The following is a 26144-nucleotide window of genomic DNA, read 5'->3' on the forward strand; positions in this document are numbered from 1 at the left end:
CTCAGGTTGGGCCGCTCGTTCGGCGTGAAGGTCGTAGCATCCCCGCCGGCGATTGAGGCGCGGGGTCCGGGGCGGAGCCCCTGGGGCACCTCCCAGCGGTAGTTGGGGGAGGAACGGGTGAAGGGCGGGGCGGGGAGTCGGCCCGCGCAGCGGCGCACGCCTCGGGGCTACGCCGGGAAGCGGCGGTCCACCCAGCGGAAGGCCACTTCGATCAGCGCCGCCGCCCCGGCCGCGATCGCGACGGCGATCCACGGCATCGTCACCCCCTCCAGCCGCAGCTGGAAGAAGTGCTGGAGCCACGGCACCGCCAGGACGACGAGGAAGGCGCCGCCCATCGCCGCCACCAGCGCCACCCGCCACCACGTGTACGGCCGCGCGATGATCGCCAGCACCCACAGCGAGGTCAGGAACAGCGTCAGCGTCGCCGCGCTGGTCTCCGAGGTCAGGGCGTCCGGGCCGGTGTAGTGCGCCCGCGCGACGAGGTACGAGGCGAAGGTGGCCACCGCCGCGACCGCCCCGCCGGGCAGGGCGTAGCGCATGACCCGCCTCACGAAGTGCGGCCGCGCCCGCTCCTTGTTGGGGGCCAGCGCCAGGAAGAACGCCGGGACGCCGATGGTGAGGGTGGACAGCAGGGTCAGGTGGCGGGGCAGGAAGGGGTACTCCACCTGGGAGCAGACCACCAGGATGGCCAGCAGCACCGAGTACACCGTCTTGACGAGGAACAGGGTCGCCACGCGCGTGATGTTGCCGATGACCCGGCGGCCCTCGGCGACCACCGACGGCAGGGTGGCGAAGCTGTTGTCGAGCAGGACGATCTGCGCCACCGCGCGGGTGGCCTCGGAGCCCGAACCCATGGAGACGCCGATGTCGGCGTCCTTGAGGGCGAGGACGTCGTTGACCCCGTCGCCGGTCATGGCGACCGTGTGGCCGCGGGACTGGAGGGCGCCGACCATGTCCCGCTTCTGCTGCGGGGTGACCCGGCCGAAGACGGCGTTGCCGTCGAGGACCTCGGCCATCGCGTCCCGTTCGGCGGGCAGGTGCCGGGCGTCGACGGTGTTCTCGGCGCCGGGCAGGCCCAGCTTCCCGGCGACCGCCCCGACGGAGACGGCGTTGTCACCGGAGATGACCTTCGCCTTGACGTCCTGGTCGTCGAAGTACCGCAGGGTGTCGGCGGCGTCGGGCCGCAGCCGCTGTTCGAGGACGACCAGGGCCGTGGGACGCACCCCGTCGGCCACCGCCGGGTCGTCCAGCTCACGGGCCGAGCGGGCCAGCAGCAGCACCCGTAGCCCCTGTTCGTTCAGGCCGTCGATCTCCTCCAGCGCCGGGTCCCCGCCGGGCAGGAGCACGTCGGGGGCGCCGAGCAGCCAGGTGGTGTGCTCGCCGTCGCCCTCGCTGAAGCTGGCGCCGCTGTACTTGCGGGCGGAGGAGAAGGGCAGCGACTCGGTGCAGCGCCAGTCGGCGCTGTCGGGGTAGGCGTCGACGATGGCCTGGAGGCTGGCGTTGGGCCGCGGGTCGGACTCGCCGAGGGCGCCGAGCACCTTTCCGACGTACTCCGGCTCCGCTCCGCCGAGCGGCCGGACCTCGGTGACGTCCATGCCGCCCTCGGTGAGGGTGCCCGTCTTGTCGAGGCAGACGACGTCCACGCGGGCGAGGCCCTCGATGGCGGGCAGCTCCTGGACGAGGCACTGCTTGCGGCCGAGCCGGACGACGCCGACGGCGAAGGCGACCGAGGTGAGCAGGACCAGGCCCTCGGGGATCATCGGGACGATACCGCCGACGGTGCGGGCGATGGCGCCCTTGAGGTCGTCGCCCTTCACGACGAGCTGGCTGATGATCAGGCCGATGGAGGTCGGGACCATCATCCAGGTGACGTACTTGAGGATCGTGGAGATGCCGCTGCGCAGCTCGGAGTGGACGAGGGTGAAGCGGGCCGCCTCCTCGGCGAGCTGGACGGCGTACGCCTCGCGGCCGACCTTCGTCGCGGTGAAGGCGCCGCCGCCGGCGACGACGAAGGAGCCGGACATCACCGGGTCGCCGGGCTTCTTCAGGACGGGGTCCGCCTCGCCGGTGAGGAGAGACTCGTCGATCTCCAGCCCCTCGGCCTCGCCGAGGACGCCGTCGACGACGACCTTGTCGCCGGGGCCGAGCTCGATGACGTCGGCCAGGACGATCTCGGTGGTGGAGACCTCGGCGGTGGTGCCGTCGCGCCGCACGCTCGGTTTGGCCTCGCCGATGACGGCGAGCCCGTCGAGGGTCTTCTTGGCGCGCAGTTCCTGGAGGATGCCGATGCCGGTGTTGGCGACGATCACGAAGCCGAAGAGGCTGTCCTGGATCGGCGCGACGATGAGCATGATCACCCACAGGACGCCGATGATGGCGTTGAAGCGGGTGAAGACGTTGGCGCGGACGATGTCTGCGGTGGAGCGCGAGGAGCGCAGCGGTACGTCGTTGACGTCGCCGCGCGCGACGCGCTCGGCGACCTCGGCGGTGCTCAGACCGCCCGGACGGAAGCGGGGGGCGGGCGGTTTCACGGGGTGGACGGGGTCCAGCTCGGCTCCCGCGTCGATGGCGGCGGCCCCGGGCCGGTCGGGCCCGTCCTGGTCGGTCCTCACCCACTGCGTCATGTTTTCGACGGTAAAGGGCGAGCCCGCACTTCACCCGCCGAGCGGGGGCGGGTCCTACTCCGGCCGCTGGTCCCGCGCGGCGCGCCGGCCCGGTTCCGCCTGTCCGGCCTGCCCGGCCTGCCCGGCCTGCCCGGCCTGCCCGGCCGCGTGGCGCTTGAGGGCGGCGTCGCGGCCGCGGACGTACCAGATGCCGATCAGGCCGAGCCCGCCGCCGGCCGCACAGGTCCACAGCCACCACAGCAGTTCCCGGTCGGCGAACCACCCGTAGAAGGGCAGCTGGACCACGAACATGGCGAACCAGAGGATCGTTCCGCCGGTGATGGTGGCGACAACCGGCCCCTCCAGGGGCTCGGGCGCCTCGTGCCTAGGGGTCCACTTCGCCATGCCGACCAGTCTAGGCGGCCGTCCAGGGGGCCCGGATTCCGTGTCTACGCGCGGAGATGGACTGCCCTCCGTTCATGTGTTCATACTGAAACGGTTTGCCTACGGCCGGATTCCTTCGTAGGAACCGCTAATTCGACCCAGTTTGAGGACCGCATGACCACCTCGGCACCCCCCGCGGCCCCCGCCGGCGGCCTCGACCGCTTCTTCAAGATCTCGGAACGCGGCTCGACCGTGGCCCGCGAGGTCCGGGGCGGCTTCGCGACCTTCTTCGCGATGGCCTACATCATCGTGCTGAACCCGATCATCCTCGGCAGCGCCAGGGACATGTACGGGCACCAGCTCGACGGCGGCCAGCTGGTCACCGCCACCGTCCTGACGGCCGCCTTCTCCACCCTCCTCATGGGTGTCATCGGCAACGTCCCGATCGCCCTGGCCGCCGGCCTCGGCGTGAACACGGTCGTCGCCCTCCAGCTCGCCCCGCGGATGAGCTGGCCCGACGCCATGGGCATGGTGGTCCTGGCCGGCTTCGTGGTGATGCTGCTGGTCGCCACCGGCCTGCGCGAGCGCGTCATGAACGCCGTCCCGACGGGCCTGCGCAAGGGCATCGCGATCGGCATCGGCCTGTTCATCATGCTGATCGGCCTGGTGGACTCCGGCTTCGTCAGCCGTATCCCGGACGCCGCGCACACCACCGTCCCGCTCCAGCTCGGCAGCAACGGCCACCTGCACGGCTGGCCTGTGCTGATCTTCATCGTGGGCGTGCTGCTCACCCTCGCGCTGCTGATCCGCAAGACGCCCGGCGCGATCCTGATCTCCATCGTCGCGATGACGGTCGTCGCGGTCGTGGTGCAGCTGGTCGCCGACCTGCCGGACCTCGCCTGGGGCCTGACCGTCCCGCAATGGCCCGGCAACCCCGTGTCCGCCCCCGACTTCGGGCTGGTCGGGCAGGTCAGCCTCTTCGGCGGCTTCGGCAAGGTCGGGGTGCTCACCGGCGTCCTGTTCGTCTTCACCGTGCTGCTGTCCTGCTTCTTCGACGCGATGGGCACCATCCTCGGCGTCGGTGACGAGGCCAAGCTGACCCGGCCGGACGGCACCTTCCCCGGCATCAACCGGGTCCTGCTGATCGACGGCCTCGCCGTCGCCTCCGGCGGCGCCACCTCGTCCTCCGCCACCACCTGCTTCGTCGAGTCCACGGCGGGCGTCGGCGAGGGCGCCCGTACGGGCCTGGCCAACGTGGTCACCGGCGGACTCTTCGCCGTCTCGCTCTTCCTGACCCCGCTCGCCACGATGGTCCCCTCGCAGGCCGCCACTCCCGCGCTCGTCGCGGTCGGCTTCCTGATCCTGGCCGGCTCGGTGCGCGACATCGACTGGAGCGACTTCACCATCGCCGTCCCGGCCTTCATCGCCATGGTGATGATGCCGTTCACCTACTCGATCACCAACGGCATCGGCATGGGCTTCGTGAGCTTCTGCGTGCTGCGCCTGGCCACGGGCCGGGGACGCGGGGTCCCGGCCGCGATGTACGTGGTCGCGGCGGTCTTCGTCTTCTACTACGCGATGCCGGCGCTGGGGCTCACGTAAGCCCGTAGAACTTCTCCGTCTCGTCGACGGCGGCCTTGAACCGCTCGTCGAAGTCATCGCGAATGAGCGTCCGGACGACATAGTCCTGGACGCTCATTCCGCGTTTGGCGGCATGGTGTCTCAGCCGCTCCAGCAGGTCCCCGTCTATGCGCATGCTCAGCACATGTGTCCCCATGGCGACAGGGTCGGGCCACAGGGGGCGCCGTCGCGTCGCTTTCCGAGCCGCTCTCACCCGTACGAGTGATCCGGCCGGACGGAACGCGGGTTCGTTAGTCACAGTAATGAGTTATGCTAAATACATGCCTGACCTCTCCCATGGCGACGACGCTGCCGCCGTGAACGACCTCCGCTCCGCCGTCATGCGGCTGGGCCGGCGCCTGAAGCACCAGCGCGTCGACGAATCGCTGAGCCCGACCGAGATGTCGGTGCTCGGCACCCTCGCCCGCTGCGGCCACGCCACCCCCGGTGAGCTCGCCCGCAAGGAGCACGTCCAGCCGCCGTCGATGACGCGCATCGTCGCGTTGCTGGAGGCCAAGGGACTGGTCAGGCTGGAACCGCACCCCGAGGACCGCCGGCAGAAGGTGGTCAGCCAGACGGAGGAGGCCGAAGCGATGCTCGAAGAGAGCCGCCGCAAGCGCAACGCCTTCCTGGCCGGGCTCGCGGCCGAGCTCACCGAGGACGAATGGGCCAAGCTCCGCGCCGCCGCCCCCGTCCTGGAGAAGCTCGCGCACCTGTAGGAACGACGCCAGGAGGCGAACGCTTTTGCGTACCGGAACCGGAGGGGACTCCGCACCCGGCCATCTACCCACCCCCCAGACCCCGAGCGGGAACAGAGGACCGGGCCCCCGCTCGCACTCGATGTTCAGCTCACTGAAGATCCGGAACTACCGGCTCTTCGCCGCAGGCCAGGCCGTCTCGAACACGGGCACCTGGATGCAGCGCATCGCGCAGGACTGGCTGGTCCTGTCGCTGACGGGCTCCGCGTCCGCCGTGGGCGTGACCATCGCCCTGCAGTTCCTGCCGATGCTGCTCTTCGGCCTCTACGGAGGTGTCCTCGCGGACCGGCTGCCCAAGCGGCCGCTGCTGATCGCCACGCAGGCCGCGATGGGCCTGACCGGCATCGCGCTCGCCGCGCTCACCCTGGCCGGGAACGTCCAGGTGTGGCACGTCTACCTCGCCGCGTTCCTGCTCGGCCTGGTCACCGTCGTGGACAACCCGGCCCGGCAGACCTTCGTCTCCGAGATGGTCGGCCCGGCGCAGGTCGCCAACGCCGTCAGCCTGAACTCCGCCAACCTCCAGTCCGCGCGGCTGGTCGGCCCGGCGATCGCCGGTGTGCTGATCACCGCCGTCGGCTCCGGCTGGGCCTTCCTGCTGAACGGGCTTTCGTTCGCGGCGCCGATCGCCGCGCTGCTGATGATGCGCACCCGGGAGCTGTACCCGGTGCGGCCGCAGCCGCGCGCCAAGGGGCAGCTGCGGGAGGGCCTGCGCTACGTCGCCGGCCGGCCCGAGCTGGTCTGGCCGATCGTCCTCGTCGGCTTCATCGGCACCTTCGGCTTCAACTTCCCGATCTGGCTGTCGGCCTTCGTCGACGACGTCTTCCACGGGGACGCGGGCACGTACGGGGTGTTCAACACCCTGATCGCCGCCGGCTCCCTGGCCGGAGCCCTGCTCGCCGCCCGCCGCGGCAGCACCCGGCTGCGGCTGCTGGTGGCGGCGGCGGTGCTGTTCTCCGTCCTGCTGCTGGTGACGGCGTTCGCCCCCGGCTTCTGGCTGTTCGCGGCGCTGCTGGTGCCCGTCGGGATGTTCGGGCTGACGGTCAACGTCGTGGCGAACTCCAGCGTCCAGATGGCCACCGATCCCGCGATGCGGGGACGGGTGATGGCCCTGTACATGATGGTCTTCACCGGCGGCACCCCGGTGGGCGCCCCGCTGGTCGGCTGGATCACGGACACCTACGGGGCCCGGCTCGGCATGGCCGCGGGCGGCCTTGTCTCCCTGGCCGCCGCGGTGGCCGTCGGCCTGATCCTGCGCCGCGTCGGCAACCTCCGCCTGCGCCTGGACCGCCGCGGTCTGACCTTCGTCCCGGCGACGGCGCCGCGCGAGCTGGCCCGGGCGGCGTGACCGCCCCGCGCCCCGGCCGGGCGGTCCGCCCGGCCGGCGGCGGGTGCACCCTTCTGGGTGATGGCGCGGGCCGGGGGGAAGTGGGCATACTCGCGGTATGGCAACCAAGAAGGTCACCATCACCTTGCCCGACGAGGTGCTGGAGTACATCAAGGCGTCCGTGGACGAGCGCGGGGTCTCCGCGTACGTCACCGCGGCCGTGGAGAACCAGGTCCGGATCGACAAGCTGGGCGAGCTGAACGCCCTCCTGCAGGAGGAGTACGGCGAGCTCACCGAGGAAGAACTGCGCGCCGCCGACGCCTGGCTCGACGAGATGGACGCCAAGCACGACGCCATGAACGCCAAGCCCGACGCGCTGAGACAGGAAGGCGAGGTCACCCGGAACGAGGGGAAGGCAGCCGCATGACGCCGCGCCCCACCCCCCGGACCCTCTTGCGCACCAGGGTGTTCGTCCTCGATTCCGAGGCGCTGTCGAAGACCGTGCGCGGCGACCGGGTCATGCTGGCCCGCCTGCACAAGGCATGGCGGGCCAAGACGCCGATTCTCACCTCGGCCCTCACGACCCTCGAGGCGTGGGATCCGCATCAGGCCAAGGCGGCACGCCTCTGGGACTGGGCGATGTCGAAGATCGAAGTCGTGCACACCGATGACACGGCCATCGATGCGGCCCGCTCCCTGCTGAAGGACGCGGGCCTGCACGGCCACAAGTACGCCATCGACGCGGTCCTGGCCGCCGTCGCCCTCCGCGAGGCGGGGCGCGGCAACCAGGTGACCGTCCTGACTTCGGACGTCGACGATCTGGAACGCCTCCTGGCGGGCCACCGTATCGTCGTCGAGGCCGTCTAGGCCCCCCAACCCTCTAGTCGAACCACCTGTCCCGTGCGAGTTCCGCCGTGCGGGACGGGTCCTCCAGGAGGGCCGCCACCTCGAAGCGACGGGGCCACTGGGCGGCCGACCAGGCCAGGCCCGCCGCGACGCCCTCCAGGGTGGCCGCGTGCAGGACGCCGTCCGGGGTGAGGCGCCAGTCCAGTTCGGTGCCGCCCGCCACCAGTTCCTCGTGCTCCACGTACGTCTCCGGCGTGGCGGGGCCCAGCAGGGAGCGGACCGGCTCCGGGACCTCGTGGACCTCGCCCGGCGTGGTCACCTCCGCCGGGACCGTCTCCGACAGCCGCCGCACCTGGAGCAGCTCCGCCAGGTCCGCCGCCCGCGAGGGGGCCACCGGCAGCAGCGGCAGGCCCCGCGTCAGCGGCAGCAGGTCGGGGGCGTCGCAGACGACCGCCTCCGCCGCGTCCACCACGACCACCTCCCCGTCCACCACCGCCCGCAGCTCGTCCGGGAGCGTCACCTGCTCCGGGTCCAGGCCGGCCAGCGCCCCGTACAGCCCGTGCAGCTGCTGCCCCGACACCTCCCGGTCCGGGTCGGCGAGGCGGCCCAGCAGCTCGGCCGCGCCGCCCGGCTCCTCCAGCAGCGCGCGCACCGAGGTGCGTACGCCCAGGGCGCGCAGCACCTGCTCGTCCTCGAAGCCCGTCGCGTCCGCCGGCGTGTACAGGCCCGCCAGCAGCGGGTCCCCGCCCGCCGCGCGCAGCCCCGCCGGGCGGCGGCCGTCGAGCACCGGGTGGTCGCGCAGCCACCAGGCGGTGTACGGGCGAACCGAGCGGGTGGTGCCGTCCGGGAGCAGCACCCGTACCGGCTGGGTCAGCGCGTCCCGCAGCGGGGGCTGCGCGAGCATCGCCAGGGCCTGGGGCCAGCGGTCGTCGTCGACGAGGTCGAGGTCCCGTACGGCGATCAGCTCGGTGGCCACCGGCGGCACGGGGGAGTCGGGCAGCTGGTCGAGGAGGTCCTCGCACCACACGTCGACGGCGTCCAGCAGCCCCACGTCGTCCGGCTCGGCGTAGTCCCCCTCGCGGGGCTCCAGCTCGTCGGGGTCCAGGACCACGTCGGTGGCGCGGACCAGCTGGAAGGTGGTCAGCACCCCGCAGGCGGCCAGCGTCTCCTCGTCCCAGCGGGCGGCCAGCTCGGGGTCCAGGTACGGGATCTCGTCCTCGCGCACCACGGAGGCCAGCGGGCTGCCGGCGAGGAGCAGTTCCCCGGCCGGGGCCGGCTCGCCGTCCTCGTCGGGCAGGGCCAGGGCGCCCAGCCAGGGCTCGTCGCCGGGGGCCAGGCCGGCGTCGCGGACCAGGGTCAGGACGATCTCGGCGAGCTCGTCGGCGTCGGGGGCGTCGGAGTCCTCGTCCCAGATCTCGCCCGCGTCCAGCGAGGCGGCCACCGCCGCCCGGATCTGCGGGGTGGTCAGGACGGCGCGGGCGGTGGCGGGCAGGGCGCCCAGCTTCTCCAGCAGGGGGTGCGCGGCGTCGGGGTGGGCCACCTTCAGCCCGAGCCGGGCCAGCTCCGCGGGGGTGTCGGCGCCGGGCAGCAGGATGTGGCGCGGGCCGATGGCGGTCCGGCCGTCGGCGAGCGGTACGGGCAGCCCCGAGAGCCGGTCGGGGTCCACTCCGGCCAGGGTGTCGTAGAGGCTGTGCCACCACTGCGGGGTGCGTTCGATGCCCGCGATCCGCTCGATGGCCTCGCCGAGCGGGAGCCGGCCCACGCCCAGGGTGCGCAGCTCGGGCCGGCGCTCCAGCCCGGCGGGCAGCAGCGTCGGGAGGACCTCCGCGAGGACCCGTACGGTGTCGGCTCCGGCGCCCTCGACCACCTCGGCCTCGAAGGGGCGCAGCCGGGTCAGCTCCTCGGACGGGGCGGCGGGGGCGAGGAAGCCGGTGCGGGGGAGCCGCTGGAGGACGGCGGCGCGCAGGGCGCCGTCGAGTTCGCCCCTGCCGAGCGGTCCGGGGACGAGGTCCACCAGGGCCGGGGTCACCGGCTCCCAGGAGGCGAGGAGCCCGGCGTAGGCGTCGGCGGCGCGCTCCACGAGGAAGTCGGTGAGCGGGCCAGGCGCGTGGTGGCGGCGGGAGGTGTCCATCGGCAGGGAGGCGATGAGCAGGGCCGGGATGCCGAGGGGCTCGTCGGTGGGGGTCGGGGCGTGGACGACGGGTGCGGTGCGGGGGCGCTGGGGGGCGCCGTCGGTGTCGACGGGGACGGCCCAGGTGACGCTCCAGGCGGGCCGCAGCCGTTCCTCGACGGGCCGGCCGGCGAGGAGGGCCCGGTCGAGCGGGCCGTTCGCGCGGGCGGTGCGCCAGCGGTGGGTGCCGGAGGCGGAGTCCTCGATGACGGTGTAGGGGCCGTCGGTGTGCCGGTAGAGGGTGCGGGTGCCGCTGGAGGGGGTGTCCACGACGACCTCGGTCAGCCCGGGCAGGGTGAGCAGGAGGGCGTCGTCGACGCCGTGCAGCAGGCGTTCGGCGAGGTCGGCGGCGGCGGCGTCGCGCAGCGGGAGGACGACGACGGTGTCGTACCCCTCGGGGGCGGTGCCCTCGGCGGGCAGCGGCAGGCGCAGCAGCGGGACGTGGCCGTCGCGGCGGCGCAGTTCGTCGCCGAGGCCGGGGCTGAAGTGGGCGGCCTCGGCGGCCATTTCGCGGGCCTCGGCCAGGGACCAGCGCACGCCGCCGTGCCGGCCGAGCACCGCCGGTTCGTCGGAGACGGCCAGGACGGCGGCGAAGCCGACGCCGAACCGGCCGACGGTGTCGGCGGAGGAGGCGCCCTCGCGCTTGGCGGAGGCGCGCAGGGTGCTCAGCGACTCCACGCCCGTGGCGTCCAGCGGGGCACCGGTGTTGGCGACGGCCAGCACGCCGTGGCCGGCGCTGCCGGGGACGGCGGGGTGCAGCGTGAGCCGCAGCCGGCCGGGGACGCGGCCGCGGGCGGCGGCGTCGGAGGCGTTCTGCGCCAGCTCGACCACGAGCCGGTCGCGGTAGCCGCCGAGCGCCAGGTCCTCCTCGGCGTTGGCGTCCTCCCGGAACCGGGCGGGTCCGGCGGCCCACGCGTCGAGCACCGCCCTCCGCAGCCGGGTGGTGCTGAAGGGGTCCAAGCCGCTCTGGGCCGCCGTCACTCGCACGTTCACGCCGCTGCCTCCACTGTGCTGCTTTCACGTCCTGCTGCGAAGGTATCGCGTGAACGGGCGGGCCCCGCCCGTGAGGTGCGCGAACCCGGTCGGGCGTCAGCTCCGGGGAGTGGGCGCGGGGGTGACGGCGGTGGTCTGCACGGTGAGCCGGGCACGGGCCTGGAGGGGGGCGCCGTCGGGGCCGGAGGCGGTGAGGGTGACGGCGTAGCCGCCGTCCTTGACGGTGGCCACGGTGGCGGTACCGGTCCAGGTGGCGGTGGAGTCCGGGGCGGGGCGGAGCGTGAGGGGGCGCAGGGCGGACGAGGACACCGTCAGGTTCCTGGAGCCGGCCGGGGCGGTCACGGTGACGCTGACGGCGTCGCCGGGCTGCACGGGCGAGCTGGGCACCCTCAGGGACGCCCGGGCGGCGGCGGGCGCGGGTGCGGGGGTCGCGGCGAAGGCGGTGGTGGCGGTGGCGGCGCCGCCCGCGAGGGCCAGCGTCGAGGCGAGGGCTATCGCCGGGAGGGTGCGTACGGTGCGCATGGGGTCTCCTCGTGAAGGACGGCCGGGGTTTCCAGCACACCAGACATGAGGGACATTCCGCCCGCTGGGTGGTGTTCGCTGCCCAGCCCCGGGGAGCCCGCCGCCGAAGGTCCCGTCCCGTGAAGACGCAGGTGGCAGGCGGGCCCAGGATGATCCGTTTGCTTCCTCTTTGCCCCGATTTTGGGGTCCAAGGTCCCCCGCCGGAACGCCAGGAGCCCCCGGCACCTCCACGGCGCCGGGGGCTCCCCGCGTCTCAGCGGACCGCCACCGCGGTCAGAGGCGCTCGATCACGTAGTCCACGCACGCCGTCAGCGCCTGCACGTCCGCCGGGTCGATCGCCGGGAACATCGCGATGCGGAGCTGGTTGCGGCCGAGCTTGCGGTACGGCTCGGTGTCCACGATGCCGTTGGCGCGCAGCACCTTCGCCACCGCCGCCGCGTCGACCGCGTCGTCGAAGTCGATCGTGCCGATGACCGCCGAGCGCTTGCCGGCGTCCTGGACGAACGGGCTGGCGTACTTCGACGCCTCCGCCCAGCCGTACAGGTTGCGTGCGCTGGCCGCCGTGCGGGAGGTGGTGAACTCCAGGCCGCCCTGGCCGTTCATCCACTCCAGCTGCTGGTTCAGCAGGAAGAGGGTGGCCAGCGCCGGGGTGTTGTACGTCTGGTTCTTCAGCGAGTTGTCGATAGCCGTCGGCAGCGAGAAGAACTCCGGGATGTGCCGGCCCGACGCGTGCACGCGCGCGGCGCGCTCCAGGGCCGCCGGGGAGAACGCCGCCAGCCACAGGCCGCCGTCCGAGGCGAAGGACTTCTGCGGGGCGAAGTAGTAGACGTCGGTCTCGGTGATGTCCACCGGGAGTCCGCCCGCGCCCGAGGTCGCGTCCACCAGGACCAGGGACCCGGCGTCGGCGCCCGCGACGCGCTTGATGGGCGCCGCGACACCCGTCGAGGTCTCGTTGTGGGTGTACGCGTACACGTCCACCCCCGCCTCCGCCACCGGCTCGGGGTGCGTGCCCGGCTCGGAGGAGATGACGGACGGCTCGTCCAGCCACGGCGCGAGCTTCGCGGCCTTGGCGAACTTGGACGAGAACTCGCCGAAGGTCAGGTGCTGGGACTTCCGCTCGATGAGACCGGCGGTCGCGATGTCCCAGAAGGCGGTGGAGCCGCCGTTGCCCAGGATCACCTCGTAGCCCTCGGGGAGGGAGAAGAGGTCCCGGAGGCCCTCGCGCACCGAGCCGACCAGGTTCTTGACCGGGGCCTGGCGGTGGGAGGTGCCGAGCAGGGAGGTACCGGTGGCGGCGAGGGCGTCCAGCGCCTCGGTCCGCACCTTGGAGGGGCCCGCGCCGAAGCGTCCGTCGGCGGGCTTGATGTCAGCGGGAATCTGGATCTCAGCCACGAGCGGAGCGTATCGGGTCCCGGACCGCGTGTCGGAGGCGCGTCCACCGGGTGAGACACGGGCGGGTGATGCGGGGGTGGTGGGAGGGTGGGTGCCGTGACGTCTCCAGGAGAGCTTGAGCGGATCTTGCGGGCCGAGCTGCGCGGCGAGGTGGACTTCGGTGCCGCCGCACGGGCCCTGGTCACCATGGACGCCTCGAACTACCGGCGGGTACCCGTCGGCGTGGTCGCCCCCCGGGACGCCGGCGACGTGGCGGCGGCGCTGCGGGTCTGCGCGGAGGCCGGCGTGCCGGTCGTGCCGCGCGGCGGCGGTACCTCCATCGCCGGGCAGGCGACGGGGACCGGGGTGGTCCTCGACCTCACCCGGCACATGAACGCCCTGGTGTCGGTGGACCCGGCCGCCCGCACGGCCGTCGTCCAGCCCGGGCTGGTCCTCGACCGGCTCCGGGAGGCGGTGCGCCCGTACGGGCTGACCTTCGGCCCCGACCCGTCCACGCACTCCCGCTGCACCCTCGGCGGGATGATCGGCAACAACGCCTGCGGGGCGCACTCCGTGGCCTGGGGGACCACCGCCGACAACGTGGCCGCGCTGTCGGTGACGGCGTACGGGGGCGCGGCGTACCGGCTCGCGGACGGCTGGGCCGGGGCCCCCGAGGGGCTGCGGGAGCTGGTGGCGGGGAACCTGGCGGTGCTGCGGACGGGGATGGGCGGCGGCTTCTCCCGCCGTATCTCCGGCTACGGCGGCCTCGACGCCCTGCTCCCCGAACGGGGTACCCGGCTCGCTCGGGCCTTCTGCGGGAGCGAGGGCACCCTCGGGGTGGTCACGGAGGCGGTGGTGCGCCTGGTGGAGCTCCCGCCCGCCCCCGCCCTCGCGGTGCTCGGCTACCCCGACGAGAGCGCGGCCGCCGACGCCGCGGCGGGGCTGCTGCCCCACGGTCCGCTCACGGTGGAGGGCATGGCCCGGGACCTGGTCGGGGACGCGGCCGGACTGCCCCGGGGCGGGGCCTGGCTGTTCGTCGAGACCCGGGACGAGGGGGCGGCGCGCTGCCTCGTACGGGCCGCCGACGCGCTCGACGCGGTGGTGGTCGCGGACCCGGCGGGGCAGCGGGCGCTGTGGCGGATCCGCGAGGACGCCGCCGGCACCGCGACCCGGCTGCCCGGGGGTGCGATGGCCTGGCCCGGCTGGGAGGACTGCGCGGTCCCGCCGGCCCGGCTGGGCGCCTACCTGCGGGAGTTCCGCGCCCTGCTCGCCCGGTACGGGCTGCGGGGGACCCCGTACGGGCACTTCGGGGAGGGCTGCGTCCACGTCCGCATCGACTTCGACCTCGTCTCGGCCGCGGGTGTGGCCCGCTTCCGCTCCTTCTCCGGCGACCTGGCCGACCTGGTCGTCTCCCACGGGGGCTCCCTGTCGGGGGAGCACGGGGACGGCCAGGCCAGGGCGGAGCTGCTGCCGCGCATGTACGGCCCGGAGGTGATCGGGCTCTTCCGCGCCTACAAGGACCTGTGGGACCCGGCGGGCGGCATGAACCCCGGGATGCTGGTCCGCCCGGCCCGCCTGGACGAGAACCTCCGCTTCGCCGTCCTGCCGCCCTCCGCCCCCCTGGCACCGGAGGTCGCCCGCTGCGTCGGCGTCGCCAAGTGCCGCTCGGTGGACACGGGCGGGGCGGGGGTGATGTGCCCGTCGTACCGGGCGACGGGGGAGGAACGGCACTCCACGCGGGGCCGGGCACGGCTGCTGCACGAGATGCTCGCGGGGGAGATCGTCCGCGACGGGTGGCGCTCGCGGGAGGTGGCCGAGGCGCTCGACCTCTGCCTGGGCTGCAAGGGGTGCCTCAGCGACTGCCCGGTGGGGGTGGACATGGCCGCGTACAAGTCGGAGTTCCTCCACCACCACTGGCGCGGCCGCCTGCGCCCCCTCTCCCACTACCTCCTGGGCGGCCTCCCGGCGTGGCTGCGCCTGATCGCCGCGCTGCGGCTGTCCCGGCCGGCCAACGCGGCGGGGCGGCTGCTGCGGGTCCCGGGCCTGGCCCGGGAACGGAAGCTCCCCCCGGTGGCGAGGACGCCCTTCACCCGCTGGTGGGCCCGCCACGGGTCGCGTGCGGTGTCCGGGTCTGCGGTGCCGCCTGGGGTGTCCGGGTCCGTGGTGCCGCCTGGGGTGTCCGGGTCTGCGGTGCCGCCTGGGGTGTCCGGGTCTGCGGTGTCGCCTGGGGTGTCCGGGCCTGCGGTGTCGCCTGGGACGTCCGGGCCCACCGTGCCGCCCACGGCGTCCGGGTCTGCCGTGCCGCCTGCGGCGTCCGGGCGCACTGTGCCGGCCACGCCCTCCGGGTCCTCGGTGCCGCCCGCGGCGTCCGGGTCTGCCGTGCCGCCCGTGCCCGCGCCGCAGGCTGGTGGTGTGGCGGCCGGTGGGCCGGGGCCTGCCTTCGCACCGGGGTCCCGGGCGAGGGGTTCCGCCGGTCCGGCGGCCTCGCCCCTGCCGCAGTCCTCGCCGGTGGTGACGCTGTGGCCCGATACGTTCACCAACCACCTGGCTCCCGGCACCGCCCGGGCGGCCGTCCGCGTCCTCGCCGCCGCCGGTCTGCGCGTCACGGTCCCCGCCGGGCAGCCGTGCTGCGCCCTCACGTACCTCTCCACCGGCCGGCTCACCCGGGCCCGCGCGGTGCTGCGTCGCACCCTCGACGTCCTCGGCGACCCCGAAGGTCCCGTCCTCGTCCTGGAACCCAGCTGCGCCGCGGCCCTCCGCTCCGACCTCCCCGCCCTCCTCCCCGACGACCCCCGCGCCCACCGCCTCGCGGCAGCGGTCCGCACCTTCGCCGAGACCCTGGAGCAGTACGCCCCCCACTGGACTCCGCCCCGTCTGGACCGGCCCGTCGTGGGCCAGACCCACTGCCACCAGCACGCCGTCCTCGGCGACGCCGCCGACCGGCGGCTGCGCGAGCGCGCCGGGCTCACCGGGGAGCTCAGCGGCGGCTGCTGCGGCCTCGCCGGAAACTTCGGCTTCGAGCCGGGCCACCACGCCGTCTCCGTCGCCTGCGCGGAAGAACAGCTGCTGCCCTCCCTGCGCGCCGCCGCGCCCGCCGCCGCCGTCCTCGCCGACGGCTACTCCTGCCGCACGCAGATCGCCCAGCTTTCCGGCCACCGCGCCCGCCACCTGGCGGAACTCCTCGCGGCGGCGCTCCCCCCGGAACCGCACCGGGATCCGATGTAAGCCAGGACACGCAGGCACGGCCCTTACCGACCCCTTAACCTGGATAAATGCCCGCACCTTCCCCCTCCCTGACGCAAACCGCCGCCCCGGCCCGGCCGTCCGCCTCCCTCCGGCCCCGCAAGGGCAGCCGCTTCGGCCCCGTGGCCCTCGTCGTCTCGGCCGGGGTCTCGGTGCAGTTCGGCGCCGCCCTGGCGGTCATGGTCATGCCGAGGGTGGGCGCGGCCGGGGTCGTCACGCTGCGCCTGGCGGCCGCCGCCCTGGTGCTCCTGGCCCTCTGCCGGCCCACGGTACGGGGCTACACCCGCGCGGACTGGGGCACGGTCGTCGCCTTCGGCGTGGCCATGGCGGGCATGAACGGCCTCTTCTACCAGGCCATCGACCGCATCCCCCTGGGCCCCGCCGTCACCCTGGAGGTCCTCGGCCCGCTGGCCCTCTCGGTCCTGGTCTCCCGCCGCCTGGTCAACCTCCTCTGGGCCGGCCTGGCCCTGGGCGGCGTCGTCCTCCTCTCCGGCCACGGCAGCGGCGGCTTCGGCTTCGGCGCGCTGGACCCGCTCGGCGCCGCCTTCGCGGTGGGCGCGGGCGCGATGTGGGCGGCGTACATCGTCTTCAGCGCCCGCACCGGCCGCCGCTTCCCCCAGGCGGACGGCCTGGCCCTGGCGATGGCGGTCGCCGCGGTCATCTCGCTGCCCCTCGGCGCGGTCCAGGCCGGCTCCGCCCTCCTGGTCCCGGGCACCCTGGCCCTCGGCCTGGGCGTGGCGGTCCTCTCCTCGGTGCTCCCCTACACCCTGGAACTCCTCGCCCTGCGCCGCCTCCCGGCCCCCACGTTCGCGATCCTGATGAGCCTGGAACCGGCGATCGCCGCCGCGGCCGGCTTCCTGGTCCTCCACCAGGCCATGTCCCCGCTGGACGCCCTGGCGATAGCCCTGGTCATCGCGGCGAGCATGGGCGCGGTCCGGGCCCAGAAGCCCTGACCGGCACCCCGTACGCGCTCACGCCAGCGGCAGGTCCAGGTACGACGGGACCGGTTCCGGCGAGGTGAAGGAGAGGGTGGCCCGGGGGAGGTTGGCGTCGGCGTAGAAGGGGTCGTGGGCGGCCAGGGCCAGCAGCGGGCGGTGGCCCGGGGGGAGGTCGTACGCGGTGGGGTGGAGGTCGAGGTCCGCGCTGATCAGGCTGTCCGGCGGGGAGTCGAGGTCGCTGAACGGGGCGTGCGTGATCAGACGGGCCGAGCCGTCCGGGGCGAGGTCCAGGAGGTACGCGACGAAGGTGGAGCCGGAGTTCGCGGCCCGGTAGGTGACGCGCAGGCGCGGGGTGCCGCGCAGGCGGGTGGTGGCCGTCGTGGCGGGGGCGGTCCAAACGGCCGTCGCCGCGCCGTCCGTGGCGGCGGCGTCCGGGTAGCGCCTCGGCAGGCCCGCCAGCTCGGCGGCCCCGGAACGGGCGACGGCCTCGGCGACCGTCACCGGCGTCTCCACCCCACACACCACGCCCGCCGCCCAGCCGGGGTCGGGCGCGTCGGCCAGTTCGCCGGTGCCGGTGAGGTGCAGGCGGCGGACCCGGCGGGTGGGGACGGGCCAGGTGGGGGCGGGTTCGAGGGTCCGGCTCCACATCACCTCGGAGAGCACCTCGCCCTCCTCGTCCACGCCGTTGTCCTCGCCCAGGAGATGGCGGTCGAACCAGCGGTGGGCGTCGGTCCAGATCCGGTTGGGCAGCCCGGGCAGGCCGGCCATCTCGGGGCCGCCGTGGTCGCCGATGGACAGGTCGATCCGCCGGGGCCCGCGGAGCTCCTGGAACATCCGCAGCACCTGGCCGGCCGGGAAGAGCGTCTCGTGCCAGGCGTGCGCGAGGAAGACCGCCACCTGCCGCCGCCCCAGCTCCTTGACCTGCGTGAACGGTGAGCGCTGCTCCTCCCAGGCCACGCTCTGCGGGGTGTCCCGGCCGGCGAGGACGGCCTCCAGCGCGTCCTGCGCCGGCCGGTTGAGCCGGGCCCGGGGGGAGGCGGTGAGCAGGGCGTGGACGGCGGCGGTGCGGCGGGTGCGGTTCTCGCGGAGCACCGCCCCGAGGTCGCACCAGCCGCTGAGCGCCGCCACCGCGTCCACCCGGGCGTCGTGCGCGGCGACGAGCTGGGCGATGCCGGCGCCGTACGAGACGCCGAGGAAACCGATCCGGGTGACGGGTCCGGCGGCGCGCTCCAGCAGGTGGTCCAGGGCGTGGCGGCCGTCGGTGACGTCGAAGGGCCCGGCCAGGTCGGCGTGGCCCTCAGAGGCGGCGAACCCGCGCGGGCTGTAGGCGAGGACGTCGTAGCCGCGCAGCGCGAGGCGGGACGCCTGGACGGCGTACGCGGGCCAGCCCAGGTCCGTCCACGGCGCGGGCATCACCACCGCCGGCCGGGGGGCGGAGCCGGTGTGCCGCCAGAGCGCGGCGTCGAGGAGGTCGCCGTCGGCGCCGGCCACCTTGCCCCGGCTGAAGACGGCGGCGGCCCGTACGGCCTGGACCTCGGCGGCGCGGGCGGGGGGCAGTCCGGTGCCCTCACCGGTTTCGAGGGCGGCGGCGAAGGCGGTGAGGGCGGTCGCGTCAAGTTCGGGATAGAGGCAGTGGGCAGCAGGGTGCACGTCGGATCATCCTCGTCGTCTCGTCGGCTCGGGGCATGGACGGTTCGGATGCGGGGGGAGGTCGGGCGGGCGTGCGGGCGTGCGGCGGCGGACTCAGTATCGGCGTGGTGCGCGGGGCGTGTTCGGGAGCCGGGGGCGTACGGCCGGAATCGCCCGGGGGGCGGCGGCCCGCCCCGGGGCCGTGGGCCTCGGGGAAGGCGCGGATCGGCCCAAGTTCCGCGTGGGGAAGGTGCTTTGGGCAGTGGCGGGAATCCGGCGGGGGCGGAGGAAAATCATGCAAGCACGCTTGATTGTTTCCCGGGCTGCTGCCAGGCTTCCCCCACGCCGAGAGGGGAGCACGCCGTGCCCGAGCCGTCCGTCGTCGCCGTCTTCGCCGATCTCCGTGAGGAGGGCCGGGAACTCGACTGCCTGGTGGGGGAGTTGCCGGACCCACAGTGGGCGCGGCCGACGCCTGCCGAGGGGTGGGACGTCGCCCGTCAGATCGCGCACCTGCACTGGACCGACCGCGCCGCGCTGCTCGCCCTCACGGACGCCGAGGGGTTCGCGCAGGAGGTCGAGGCGGCCCTCAAGGCGCCGGACTCCTTCGTCGACGACGGCGCCGAGGAGGGGGCCCGGCTGGCGCCCGCCGAGCTGCTCGCCCGGTGGCGGGCCGGCCGCGAGGCGCTGGACCGCGCCCTGGCGGCCGCCTCGCCGGACGTCCGGTTCCCCTGGTACGGGCCGCCGATGAAGGCCGCTTCGATGGCCGGGGCCCGCCTGATGGAGACCTGGGCCCACGGCCAGGACGTCGCCGACGCGCTCGGCGTGCGCCGGGCCCCGACCGCCCGGCTGCGGCACGTCGCGCGGCTCGGGGTACGGGCGCGCGACTACGCGTACGCCGTGCGGGGACTGCCCGCCCCCGAAGGGGAGTTCCGGGTGGAGCTGACCGCTGCGGACGGGTCCGGGGTGTGGGCGTACGGGCCGGCGGACGCCCCGCAACGGGTCACGGGCCCGGCGCTGGACTTCTGCCTGCTGGTCACCCAGCGCGCCCACCGCGCCGACCTGGACCTCACGGCCGTGGGCCCCGACGCCGACCGCTGGCTGGACATCGCCCAGGCGTTCGCCGGCCCGGCCGGCCAGGGCCGCGCGCCCCGGGGGACGCGGTGACGGCCCGGCGTCCGCTGCGCATCGGCAATGCCTCCGGCTTCTACGGCGACCGGTTCGGCGCGGTGCGCGAGATGCTGACCGGGGGGCCGCTGGACGTCCTGACCGGCGACTACCTCGCCGAGCTGACGATGCTGATCCTGGGCCGCGACCGCCTGAAGGACCCCGGCCTCGGCTACGCCAAGACCTTCCTGCGGCAGCTGGAGGAGGGGCTCGGACTCGCGCACGAGCGGCGCGTACGGATCGTCACGAACGCGGGCGGGCTGAACCCGGCCGGGCTGGCGGACGCGGTGCGCGCGCTGGCGCGGAAGGTGGGGGTGCCCGTCCGCGTCGCACACGTCGAGGGGGACGACCTGATGCGGCCCGGGTCCGCGGGGTCCGCGGCGCAGGGGCCGGGGGTGCCGGCCGGGGCGCTGACCGCCAACGCCTACCTCGGCGGCGCCGGGATCACAGCCTGCCTGCGGGCCGGCGCGGACGTGGTCGTCACCGGCCGGGTCACCGACGCGGCGCTGGTGAGCGGGCCCGCCGCGTGGTGGTTCGGCTGGGGGCCCGAGGAGTACGACCGGCTGGCGGGGGCGGTGGTCGCGGGGCACGTCCTGGAGTGCGGTACCCAGGCCACCGGCGGCAACTACGCCTTCTTCACCGCCCACGACGTGCGCCGGCCCGCCTTCCCGCTGGCGGAGGTCCGCGAGGACGGCTCGGCGGTCATCACCAAGCACCCCGGCACGGGCGGGCTGGTCTCCCCGGGCACGGTCACCGCGCAGCTGCTGTACGAGACCCAGGGCGCGCGGTACCTGGGCCCCGACGTCACCGCCCGCCTGGACACGGTCCGGCTGACCCCGGACGGCACGGACCGGGTACGGATCAGCGGGACGGTGGGCGAGCCGCCGCCGGACACCCTCAAGGTGGGCGTCACCCGGGTCGGGGGCTGGCGCAACGAGGTCGTGTTCGTGCTGACCGGCCTGGACGTCGAGGCGAAGGCGGCGCTGGTGCGCGAGCAGCTGGCGGACGCCCTGGACGGGGTGGCGGAGGCCACGTGGACCCTGGCCCGCACCGACCGCGCGGACGCCGACACGCAGGAGACGGCCGGCGCGCTGCTCCGCCTGGTGGTCCGCGACCCCTCGCCGGAGCGGGTGGGCCGGCAGCTGACGTCGGCGGCCGTGGAGCTGGCCCTGGCGAGCTACCCGGGCTTCCACATCACGGCCCCGCCGGGCGCGGCCCAGCCGTACGGGGTGTTCACCTCCACCCTGGCCCCGGCGGGCTCGGTCCCCCACGTGGCGGTCCTCCCGGACGGGACCCGCCAGGAGATCGCCCCCGCACCCACCACGGCAGGCCCGCCCGCCCCGCCGCCCCCCTCACCGCGCCCCGCAGCGGTGACGGACCCGGGCGACGGGCCCACCCTCACCCCGGCCCCCCTCGGGCTGCTCGCCGGGGCCCGGTCCGGGGACAAGGGGGGTGACGCCAACATCGGGGTCTGGGTCGAGAGCGACGCCGCCTGGGAGTGGCTCCGCGACACCCTCACCGTCGACGCCCTCCAGACCCTGCTCCCCGAGACCGCCCCCCTCTCCGTGGCCCGCCACGAGCTGCCGAACCTGCGGGCGCTGAACTTCACCATCGCCGGGCTCCTCGGCGACGGGGTCGCCTCCGGCCACCGGTTCGACCCCCAGGCCAAGGCGCTCGGCGAATGGCTGCGCTCCCGCCACGTGCCCGTTCCGGCCCACCTGCTGCCGTCCGCCCCGGAGGGGATCCGTCCATGACCCGTCTCGGTACCGCCGTCGACCCCCTCGCCCCCGAGCACGCCCAGGCCCGTACCGCCGCACTGGAGCGGCTCGACGCGCTCGCCGCCGAGCACGCCAGGGCACTGGCCGGCGGAGGGGAGAAGTACACCGCCCGCCACCGCGCCCGCGGCAAGCTGCTCCCCCGGGAACGGATCGAGCTGCTCCTCGACCCCGACACCCCGTTCCTCGAACTGTCCCCGCTCGCCGCCTGGGGCAGCGACCACCCCGTCGGCGCCTCGATGGTCACCGGCATCGGCACCGTCGAGGGCGTCGAGTGCCTGATCACCGCCAACGACCCCACCGTGCGCGGCGGCGCCAGCAACCCGTGGACCCTCAAGAAGGCCCTGCGGGCCAACGAGATCGCCTTGCAGAACCGGCTCCCCTGCATCAGCCTCGTGGAGTCCGGAGGCGCCGACCTGCCCTCCCAGAAGGAGATATTCATCCCCGGCGGGGCGGTCTTCCGCGACCTCACCCGCCTCTCCGCCGCCGGTGTCCCCACCGTCGCCGTCGTCTTCGGCAACTCCACCGCAGGCGGCGCGTACATCCCCGGGATGTCCGACCACACCGTCATGATCAAGGACCGCTCCAAGGTGTTCCTGGGCGGCCCGCCCCTGGTCAAAATGGCCACCGGCGAGGAGAGCGACGACGAGTCCCTCGGCGGAGCCGACATGCACGCCCGCGTCTCCGGCCTCGCCGACCACTACGCCCTGGACGAGTACGACGCCCTCCGCCAGGCCCGCCGCATCGTGGCCCGGCTCAACCACCGCAAGCCGTACCCCGAACCGCCCCGCGCCGCCGAGCCGCTGTACGACGCGGAGGAGCTCCTCGGCATCGTCCCGCCCGACCTGAAGACCCCTTTCGACCCGCGCGAGGTCATCGCCCGGATCGTCGACGCCTCCGACTTCGACGAGTTCAAGCCCCTCTACGGTCCCAGCCTCGTCACCGGCTGGGCCACCCTCCACGGCTACCCGGTCGGCATCCTCGCCAACGCCCAGGGCGTGCTGTTCAGCGCCGAGTCGCAGAAGGCCGCCCAGTTCATCCAGCTCGCCAACCAGCGCGACATCCCGCTCCTCTTCCTCCACAACACCACCGGCTACATGGTCGGCAAGGAGTACGAGCAGGGCGGCATCGTCAAACACGGCTCGATGATGATCAACGCGGTGTCCAACTCCCGGGTACCGCACCTGTCCGTCCTCATCGGGGCCAGCTACGGCGCCGGCCACTACGGCATGTGCGGCCGCGCCTACGAGCCCCGGTTCCTCTTCGCCTGGCCCAGCGCGAAGTCGGCCGTCATGGGGCCGCAGCAGCTCGCCGGGGTGCTCTCGATCGTGGCCCGCCAGTCCGCCGCCGCGAAGGGACAGCCCTACGACGAGGAGGCCGACGCCGGGATGCGGGCCTTCGTGGAGGCGCAGATCGAGTCCGAGTCCCTGCCGATGTTCCTGTCCGGGCGGCTCTACGACGACGGAGTCATCGACCCGCGCGACACCCGTACCGTTCTCGGCCTGTGCCTGTCGGCCGTCCACAACGCCCCCGTCGAGGGCGCCCGTGGCGGCTTCGGCGTCTTCCGGATGTGAGCCCGCCCATGACGAACACGACGCACACGACGCACACGACGCACACGACGCACATCGCGAACGTGACGAGCCCGGTCAGCTCGCTCCTCGTCGCCAACCGGGGCGAGATCGCCGTACGGATCTTCCGCACGGCCCGCGCCCTGGGGCTGGCCACGGTCGCCGTCCACTCCGACCCCGATGCCGACGCCCTGCACGTCCGTACGGCCGACACGGCCGTACGCCTGCCGGGGGCCGCCCCCGCGGACACCTACCTGCGCGCCGACCTGCTGATCGAGGCGGCCCGCGCGGCGGGCGCGGACGCCGTCCACCCCGGGTACGGCTTCCTCTCCGAGAACGCGGACTTCGCCCGCCGCGTCCAGGCCGCCGGACTCCTCTGGATCGGCCCGCCGCCCGCCGCCATCGAGGCCATGGCCTCCAAGACCCGGGCCAAGGACCTCATGCGGGCCGCCGGGGTGCCGCTATTGGAGCCCGTCGACCCCGCCACGGCCACCGCCGCGGACCTGCCCCTGCTGCTGAAGGCCGCGGCGGGCGGCGGCGGGCGCGGGATGCGGGTCGTACGCGACCTGGACTCCCTGAAGGAGAACCTGGACGCGGCCAGCGCCGAGGCGCTGTCAGCGTTCGGCGACGGAGAGGTCTTCGCCGAACCGTACGTCGAGCGCGGCCGGCACGTGGAGGTGCAGGTCCTCGCCGACGCCCACGGCACCGTCTGGGCGCTGGGCACCCGCGACTGCTCCCTCCAGCGGCGCCACCAGAAGGTCATCGAGGAGGCTCCCGCCCCGGACCTGCCCGAGGAGCTCCGCGGCCGCCTGCACGCCGCCGCGGTGGCCGCCGCCCGGGCGGTGTCCTACCAGGGGGCGGGCACGGTCGAGTTCCTCATCGGCTCCGACGGGCGCCCGTACTTCCTGGAGATGAACACCCGCCTCCAGGTGGAACACCCCGTCACCGAAGCCGTCTTCGGACTCGACCTCGTCGCCCTCCAGCTGCGCGTCGCCGAGGGCGAACCCCTCCCGCCCGCCCCGCCCGAGCCCTCGGGCCACGCCGTGGAGGCCCGCCTCTACGCCGAGGACCCCGCCCTCGACTGGCGCCCGCAGACCGGGATGCTGCACACCCTCGACTTCCCGGAACACGTCCGCGTCGACACCGGGTTCACCGCCGGCGACACCGTCTCCGTCCACTACGACGCCATGCTCGCCAAGGTCGTCGCCCACGCCCCGACCCGCGCCGAGGCCGTCCGCGTCCTCGCCGGCGCCCTCGCCCGGGCCCGGATCCACGGGCCGGCCACCAACCGGGAGCTCCTCGTACGCTCCCTGTGCCACCCGGAGTTCACCGCCGCGCGGCTCGACACCGGCTTCTACGACCGCCACCTCGCCGCCCTCACCGAAGACACCGCCGACCCCGAACTGGCCTGCCTGGCAGCGGCCCTCGCCGAAGCGGCTCCGGCCCCCGGCGCCCCGCTCGCCTCCCGCCTCGGCGGCTGGCGCAACCTCCGCTCCCAGCCGCAGACCCGCCGCTACACCGTCTCCGGTACCACGTACGAGGTCCAGTACCAGCCGGTCGAACGGCCCGGTGTCCGCGTGCTGGCCGCCACGCCCGCCCTCGTCACCCTCGAAGTCGACGGCGTCCGGCGGATGTTCCACGTGAAACACGAATCGAACACCCTCTACGTGGACTCTCCCCCTGCCTTCGGCGGGGGGACCCCCGCCCTCGGCTCCCACACCCTGACCCGCGTCCCCCGGTTCCCCGACCCTCAGGACCGCACCGAACCGGGCTCCCTGCTCGCCCCCATGCCCGGCACCGTCGTCCGCGTCGCCGACGGCCTCGCCCCCGGCAGCGCCGTCACCGCCGGGCAGCCCCTGCTCTGGCTGGAGGCCATGAAGATGGAGCACCGCATCCTCGCCCCCGCCTCCGGCACGCTCACCGCGCTCCACGCCGCCACCGGCCAACAGGTCGAGTTCGGCGCCCTGCTCGCCGTAGTCCAGGAGGAAACGCCGTCATGAGCCCCGCCGTCACCGAATCCGAAGAGCACCAGGCCCTGCGCGCCGCCGTCGCCGCACTCGGACAGCGCTACGGCCGCGACTACCTCGCCCGCCTCGCCCGCGAGGGCGGCCACCCCGACGCGCTGTGGGCCGACGCCGGCAAGCTCGGCTACCTCGGGGTGAACCTTCCCGAGGAGTACGGGGGCGGGGGCGGCGGGATCGCCGAACTCTCCCTGGTCCTGGAGGAACTGGGCGCCGCCGGCTGCCCCCTGCTGATGATGGTGGTCTCCCCGGCCATCTGCGGCACGGTCATCGCCCGCTTCGGCACCGAGGCCCAGAAGCGGGCCTGGCTCCCCGGACTCGCCGACGGCAGCCGCACGATGGCCTTCGGCATCACCGAACCCGACGCCGGCTCCAACTCCCACCGCATCACCACCACCGCCCGGCGCGAGGGGACCGACTGGGTCCTCACGGGCCGCAAGGTGTTCATCTCCGGCGTGGACATCGCCGACGCCACCCTGATCGTCGGCCGTACGGAGGACGCCCGCACGGGCCGGCTCAAGCCCTGCCTGTTCATCGTCCCGCGCGAGACCCCCGGCTTCTCCCGCTCACTGATCGACATGGAGCTCCAGGCGGCGGAGAAGCAGTTCGAGCTGGTCCTGGACGAGGTACGGCTCCCCGCCGAAGCGCTGGTCGGCGGGGGTCCCTCCTACGCCGGAGGCGTAGGGGGAGAGGACGCGGGGCTGCTCCAGCTCTTCGCCGGTCTCAACCCCGAGCGGATCATGACGGCCGCCTTCGCCATCGGGATGGGCCGCTACGCGCTGGGCCGTGCCGTGGACTACGCCCGCACCCGTCAGGTGTGGCAGGAGCCGATCGGCGCCCACCAGGCCGTCGCGCACCCCCTCGCCGTGGCGCACATCGAGCTGGAACTGGCGCGGCTGATGATGCAAAAGGCCGCGCGGCTCTATGACGCGGGCGACGACCTGGGGGCCGGCGAGGCGGCGAACATGGCGAAGTACGCGGCGGGGGAGGCGTGCGTCAAGGCGGTGGACCAGGCCGTCCACACCCTCGGCGGCAACGGCCTCACCCGCGAGTACGGCCTCGCCTCCCTGATCACGGCGGCCCGGGTCGCCCGGATCGCCCCGGTCAGCCGGGAGATGATCCTCAACTTCGTCTCCCACCAGACCCTCGGCCTCCCGAAGTCCTACTGACCGCCTCCACCCCCGCACCCGCCCCGGGTGAGGCCGCGTACCC

General features: G+C 74.4%; 19 protein-coding genes. 12 read left to right on the forward strand and 7 right to left on the reverse strand.

Going from position 1 to position 26144, the window contains the following annotated elements; all coding sequences use genetic code 11:
- Window positions 1–167 precede the first annotated feature (167 nt).
- Window positions 168–2624: an HAD-IC family P-type ATPase gene (locus ABZ716_RS22905; protein WP_358961295.1), complete on the reverse strand. Its 2457-nt coding sequence runs from the start codon at window positions 2622–2624 to the stop codon at window positions 168–170.
- Between the two features lie 54 nt (window positions 2625–2678).
- Window positions 2679–3008 (reverse strand): DUF2530 domain-containing protein, encoded by a 330-nt coding sequence (locus ABZ716_RS22910; RefSeq protein ID WP_358961297.1) that lies wholly within the window; start codon window positions 3006–3008, stop codon window positions 2679–2681.
- 153 nt (window positions 3009–3161) lie between these two features.
- On the opposite strand from ABZ716_RS22910, the gene ABZ716_RS22915 reads away from it, so the two are divergent.
- On the forward strand, window positions 3162–4589 hold the full coding sequence (locus ABZ716_RS22915) for an NCS2 family permease (protein ID WP_358961300.1): 1428 nt from the start codon (window positions 3162–3164) through the stop codon (window positions 4587–4589).
- Here the strand turns inward: ABZ716_RS22915 and ABZ716_RS22920 are convergent.
- The gene (locus ABZ716_RS22920; RefSeq protein WP_351892497.1) at window positions 4582–4764 is read right to left on the reverse strand and encodes a ribbon-helix-helix protein, CopG family; all 183 of its coding nucleotides are present in this window, start codon (window positions 4762–4764) and stop codon (window positions 4582–4584) included. The two genes, ABZ716_RS22915 and ABZ716_RS22920, sit on opposite strands and share 8 nt — an antisense overlap.
- 124 nt (window positions 4765–4888) lie before the next feature.
- On the opposite strand from ABZ716_RS22920, the gene ABZ716_RS22925 reads away from it, so the two are divergent.
- From ABZ716_RS22925 to ABZ716_RS22940, 4 genes are all read left to right on the forward strand, one after another.
- Complete coding sequence (locus ABZ716_RS22925) at window positions 4889–5326, forward strand: MarR family transcriptional regulator (protein ID WP_351892495.1); 438 nt, start codon at window positions 4889–4891, stop codon at window positions 5324–5326.
- Between the two features lie 25 nt (window positions 5327–5351).
- A complete protein-coding gene (locus tag ABZ716_RS22930; RefSeq protein WP_358961302.1) occupies window positions 5352–6710 on the forward strand; it encodes an MFS transporter in 1359 nt (452 codons plus the stop codon).
- 97 nt (window positions 6711–6807) lie between these two features.
- Window positions 6808–7116 carry a hypothetical protein gene (locus tag ABZ716_RS22935; RefSeq protein ID WP_358961304.1) on the forward strand — a complete coding sequence of 103 codons (309 nt, stop codon included), beginning with the start codon at window positions 6808–6810 and terminating at the stop codon, window positions 7114–7116.
- Window positions 7113–7556: a hypothetical protein gene (locus ABZ716_RS22940; RefSeq protein WP_358961306.1), complete on the forward strand. Its 444-nt coding sequence runs from the start codon at window positions 7113–7115 to the stop codon at window positions 7554–7556. The genes ABZ716_RS22935 and ABZ716_RS22940 overlap by 4 nt, the downstream gene beginning before the upstream one ends.
- 13 nt (window positions 7557–7569) lie before the next feature.
- Here ABZ716_RS22940 and ABZ716_RS22945 read toward each other — a convergent pair whose 3' ends face one another.
- From ABZ716_RS22945 to serC, 3 genes are all read right to left on the reverse strand, one after another.
- Complete coding sequence (locus ABZ716_RS22945) at window positions 7570–10698, reverse strand: molecular chaperone Hsp90 (RefSeq protein WP_358961309.1); 3129 nt, start codon at window positions 10696–10698, stop codon at window positions 7570–7572.
- Window positions 10699–10794: 96 nt separating this feature from the next.
- Window positions 10795–11220, reverse strand: coding sequence for a hypothetical protein (locus ABZ716_RS22950; protein ID WP_358814051.1), 426 nt, complete (start codon window positions 11218–11220; stop codon window positions 10795–10797).
- 273 nt (window positions 11221–11493) lie between these two features.
- Window positions 11494–12612, reverse strand: coding sequence for a phosphoserine transaminase (gene serC / locus ABZ716_RS22955; RefSeq protein WP_358814050.1), 1119 nt, complete (start codon window positions 12610–12612; stop codon window positions 11494–11496).
- 186 nt (window positions 12613–12798) lie between these two features.
- Between serC and ABZ716_RS22960 the strand changes: the two genes are divergently transcribed.
- Window positions 12799–15816, forward strand: a complete 3018-nt coding sequence (locus ABZ716_RS22960; protein WP_358961373.1) for an FAD-linked oxidase C-terminal domain-containing protein — start codon at window positions 12799–12801, stop codon at window positions 15814–15816.
- Window positions 15817–15863: 47 nt separating this feature from the next.
- On the forward strand, window positions 15864–16787 hold the full coding sequence (locus ABZ716_RS22965) for an EamA family transporter (protein WP_358961311.1): 924 nt from the start codon (window positions 15864–15866) through the stop codon (window positions 16785–16787).
- Window positions 16788–16805: 18 nt separating this feature from the next.
- Here the strand turns inward: ABZ716_RS22965 and ABZ716_RS22970 are convergent, their stop codons facing one another.
- The gene (locus tag ABZ716_RS22970) at window positions 16806–18422 is read right to left on the reverse strand and encodes an alpha/beta fold hydrolase (protein WP_358961314.1); all 1617 of its coding nucleotides are present in this window, start codon (window positions 18420–18422) and stop codon (window positions 16806–16808) included.
- A gap of 342 nt (window positions 18423–18764) precedes the next feature.
- On the opposite strand from ABZ716_RS22970, the gene ABZ716_RS22975 reads away from it, so the two are divergent.
- The 5 genes from ABZ716_RS22975 to ABZ716_RS22995 are packed head-to-tail and all read left to right on the forward strand — an operon-like array spanning window position 18765 to window position 26101.
- A complete protein-coding gene (locus ABZ716_RS22975; protein WP_358961316.1) occupies window positions 18765–19565 on the forward strand; it encodes a TIGR03084 family metal-binding protein in 801 nt (266 codons plus the stop codon).
- Window positions 19562–21319, forward strand: coding sequence for an acyclic terpene utilization AtuA family protein (locus ABZ716_RS22980; protein ID WP_358961319.1), 1758 nt, complete (start codon window positions 19562–19564; stop codon window positions 21317–21319). Before ABZ716_RS22975 ends, ABZ716_RS22980 begins: the two co-directional genes overlap by 4 nt.
- Window positions 21316–22914 (forward strand): carboxyl transferase domain-containing protein, encoded by a 1599-nt coding sequence (locus ABZ716_RS22985; protein WP_358961321.1) that lies wholly within the window; start codon window positions 21316–21318, stop codon window positions 22912–22914. Before ABZ716_RS22980 ends, ABZ716_RS22985 begins: the two co-directional genes overlap by 4 nt.
- Window positions 22915–22922: 8 nt before the next feature.
- Window positions 22923–24911, forward strand: coding sequence for a biotin carboxylase N-terminal domain-containing protein (locus tag ABZ716_RS22990; RefSeq protein WP_358961323.1), 1989 nt, complete (start codon window positions 22923–22925; stop codon window positions 24909–24911).
- Window positions 24908–26101 (forward strand): acyl-CoA dehydrogenase, encoded by a 1194-nt coding sequence (locus ABZ716_RS22995; protein WP_358961326.1) that lies wholly within the window; start codon window positions 24908–24910, stop codon window positions 26099–26101. Before ABZ716_RS22990 ends, ABZ716_RS22995 begins: the two co-directional genes overlap by 4 nt.
- The last annotated feature ends 43 nt before the right edge of the window (window positions 26102–26144 follow it).

Origin of the sequence: Streptomyces sp. NPDC006687 (assembly GCF_040636215.1) — a bacterium.
GTDB lineage: Bacteria > Actinomycetota > Actinomycetes > Streptomycetales > Streptomycetaceae > Streptomyces.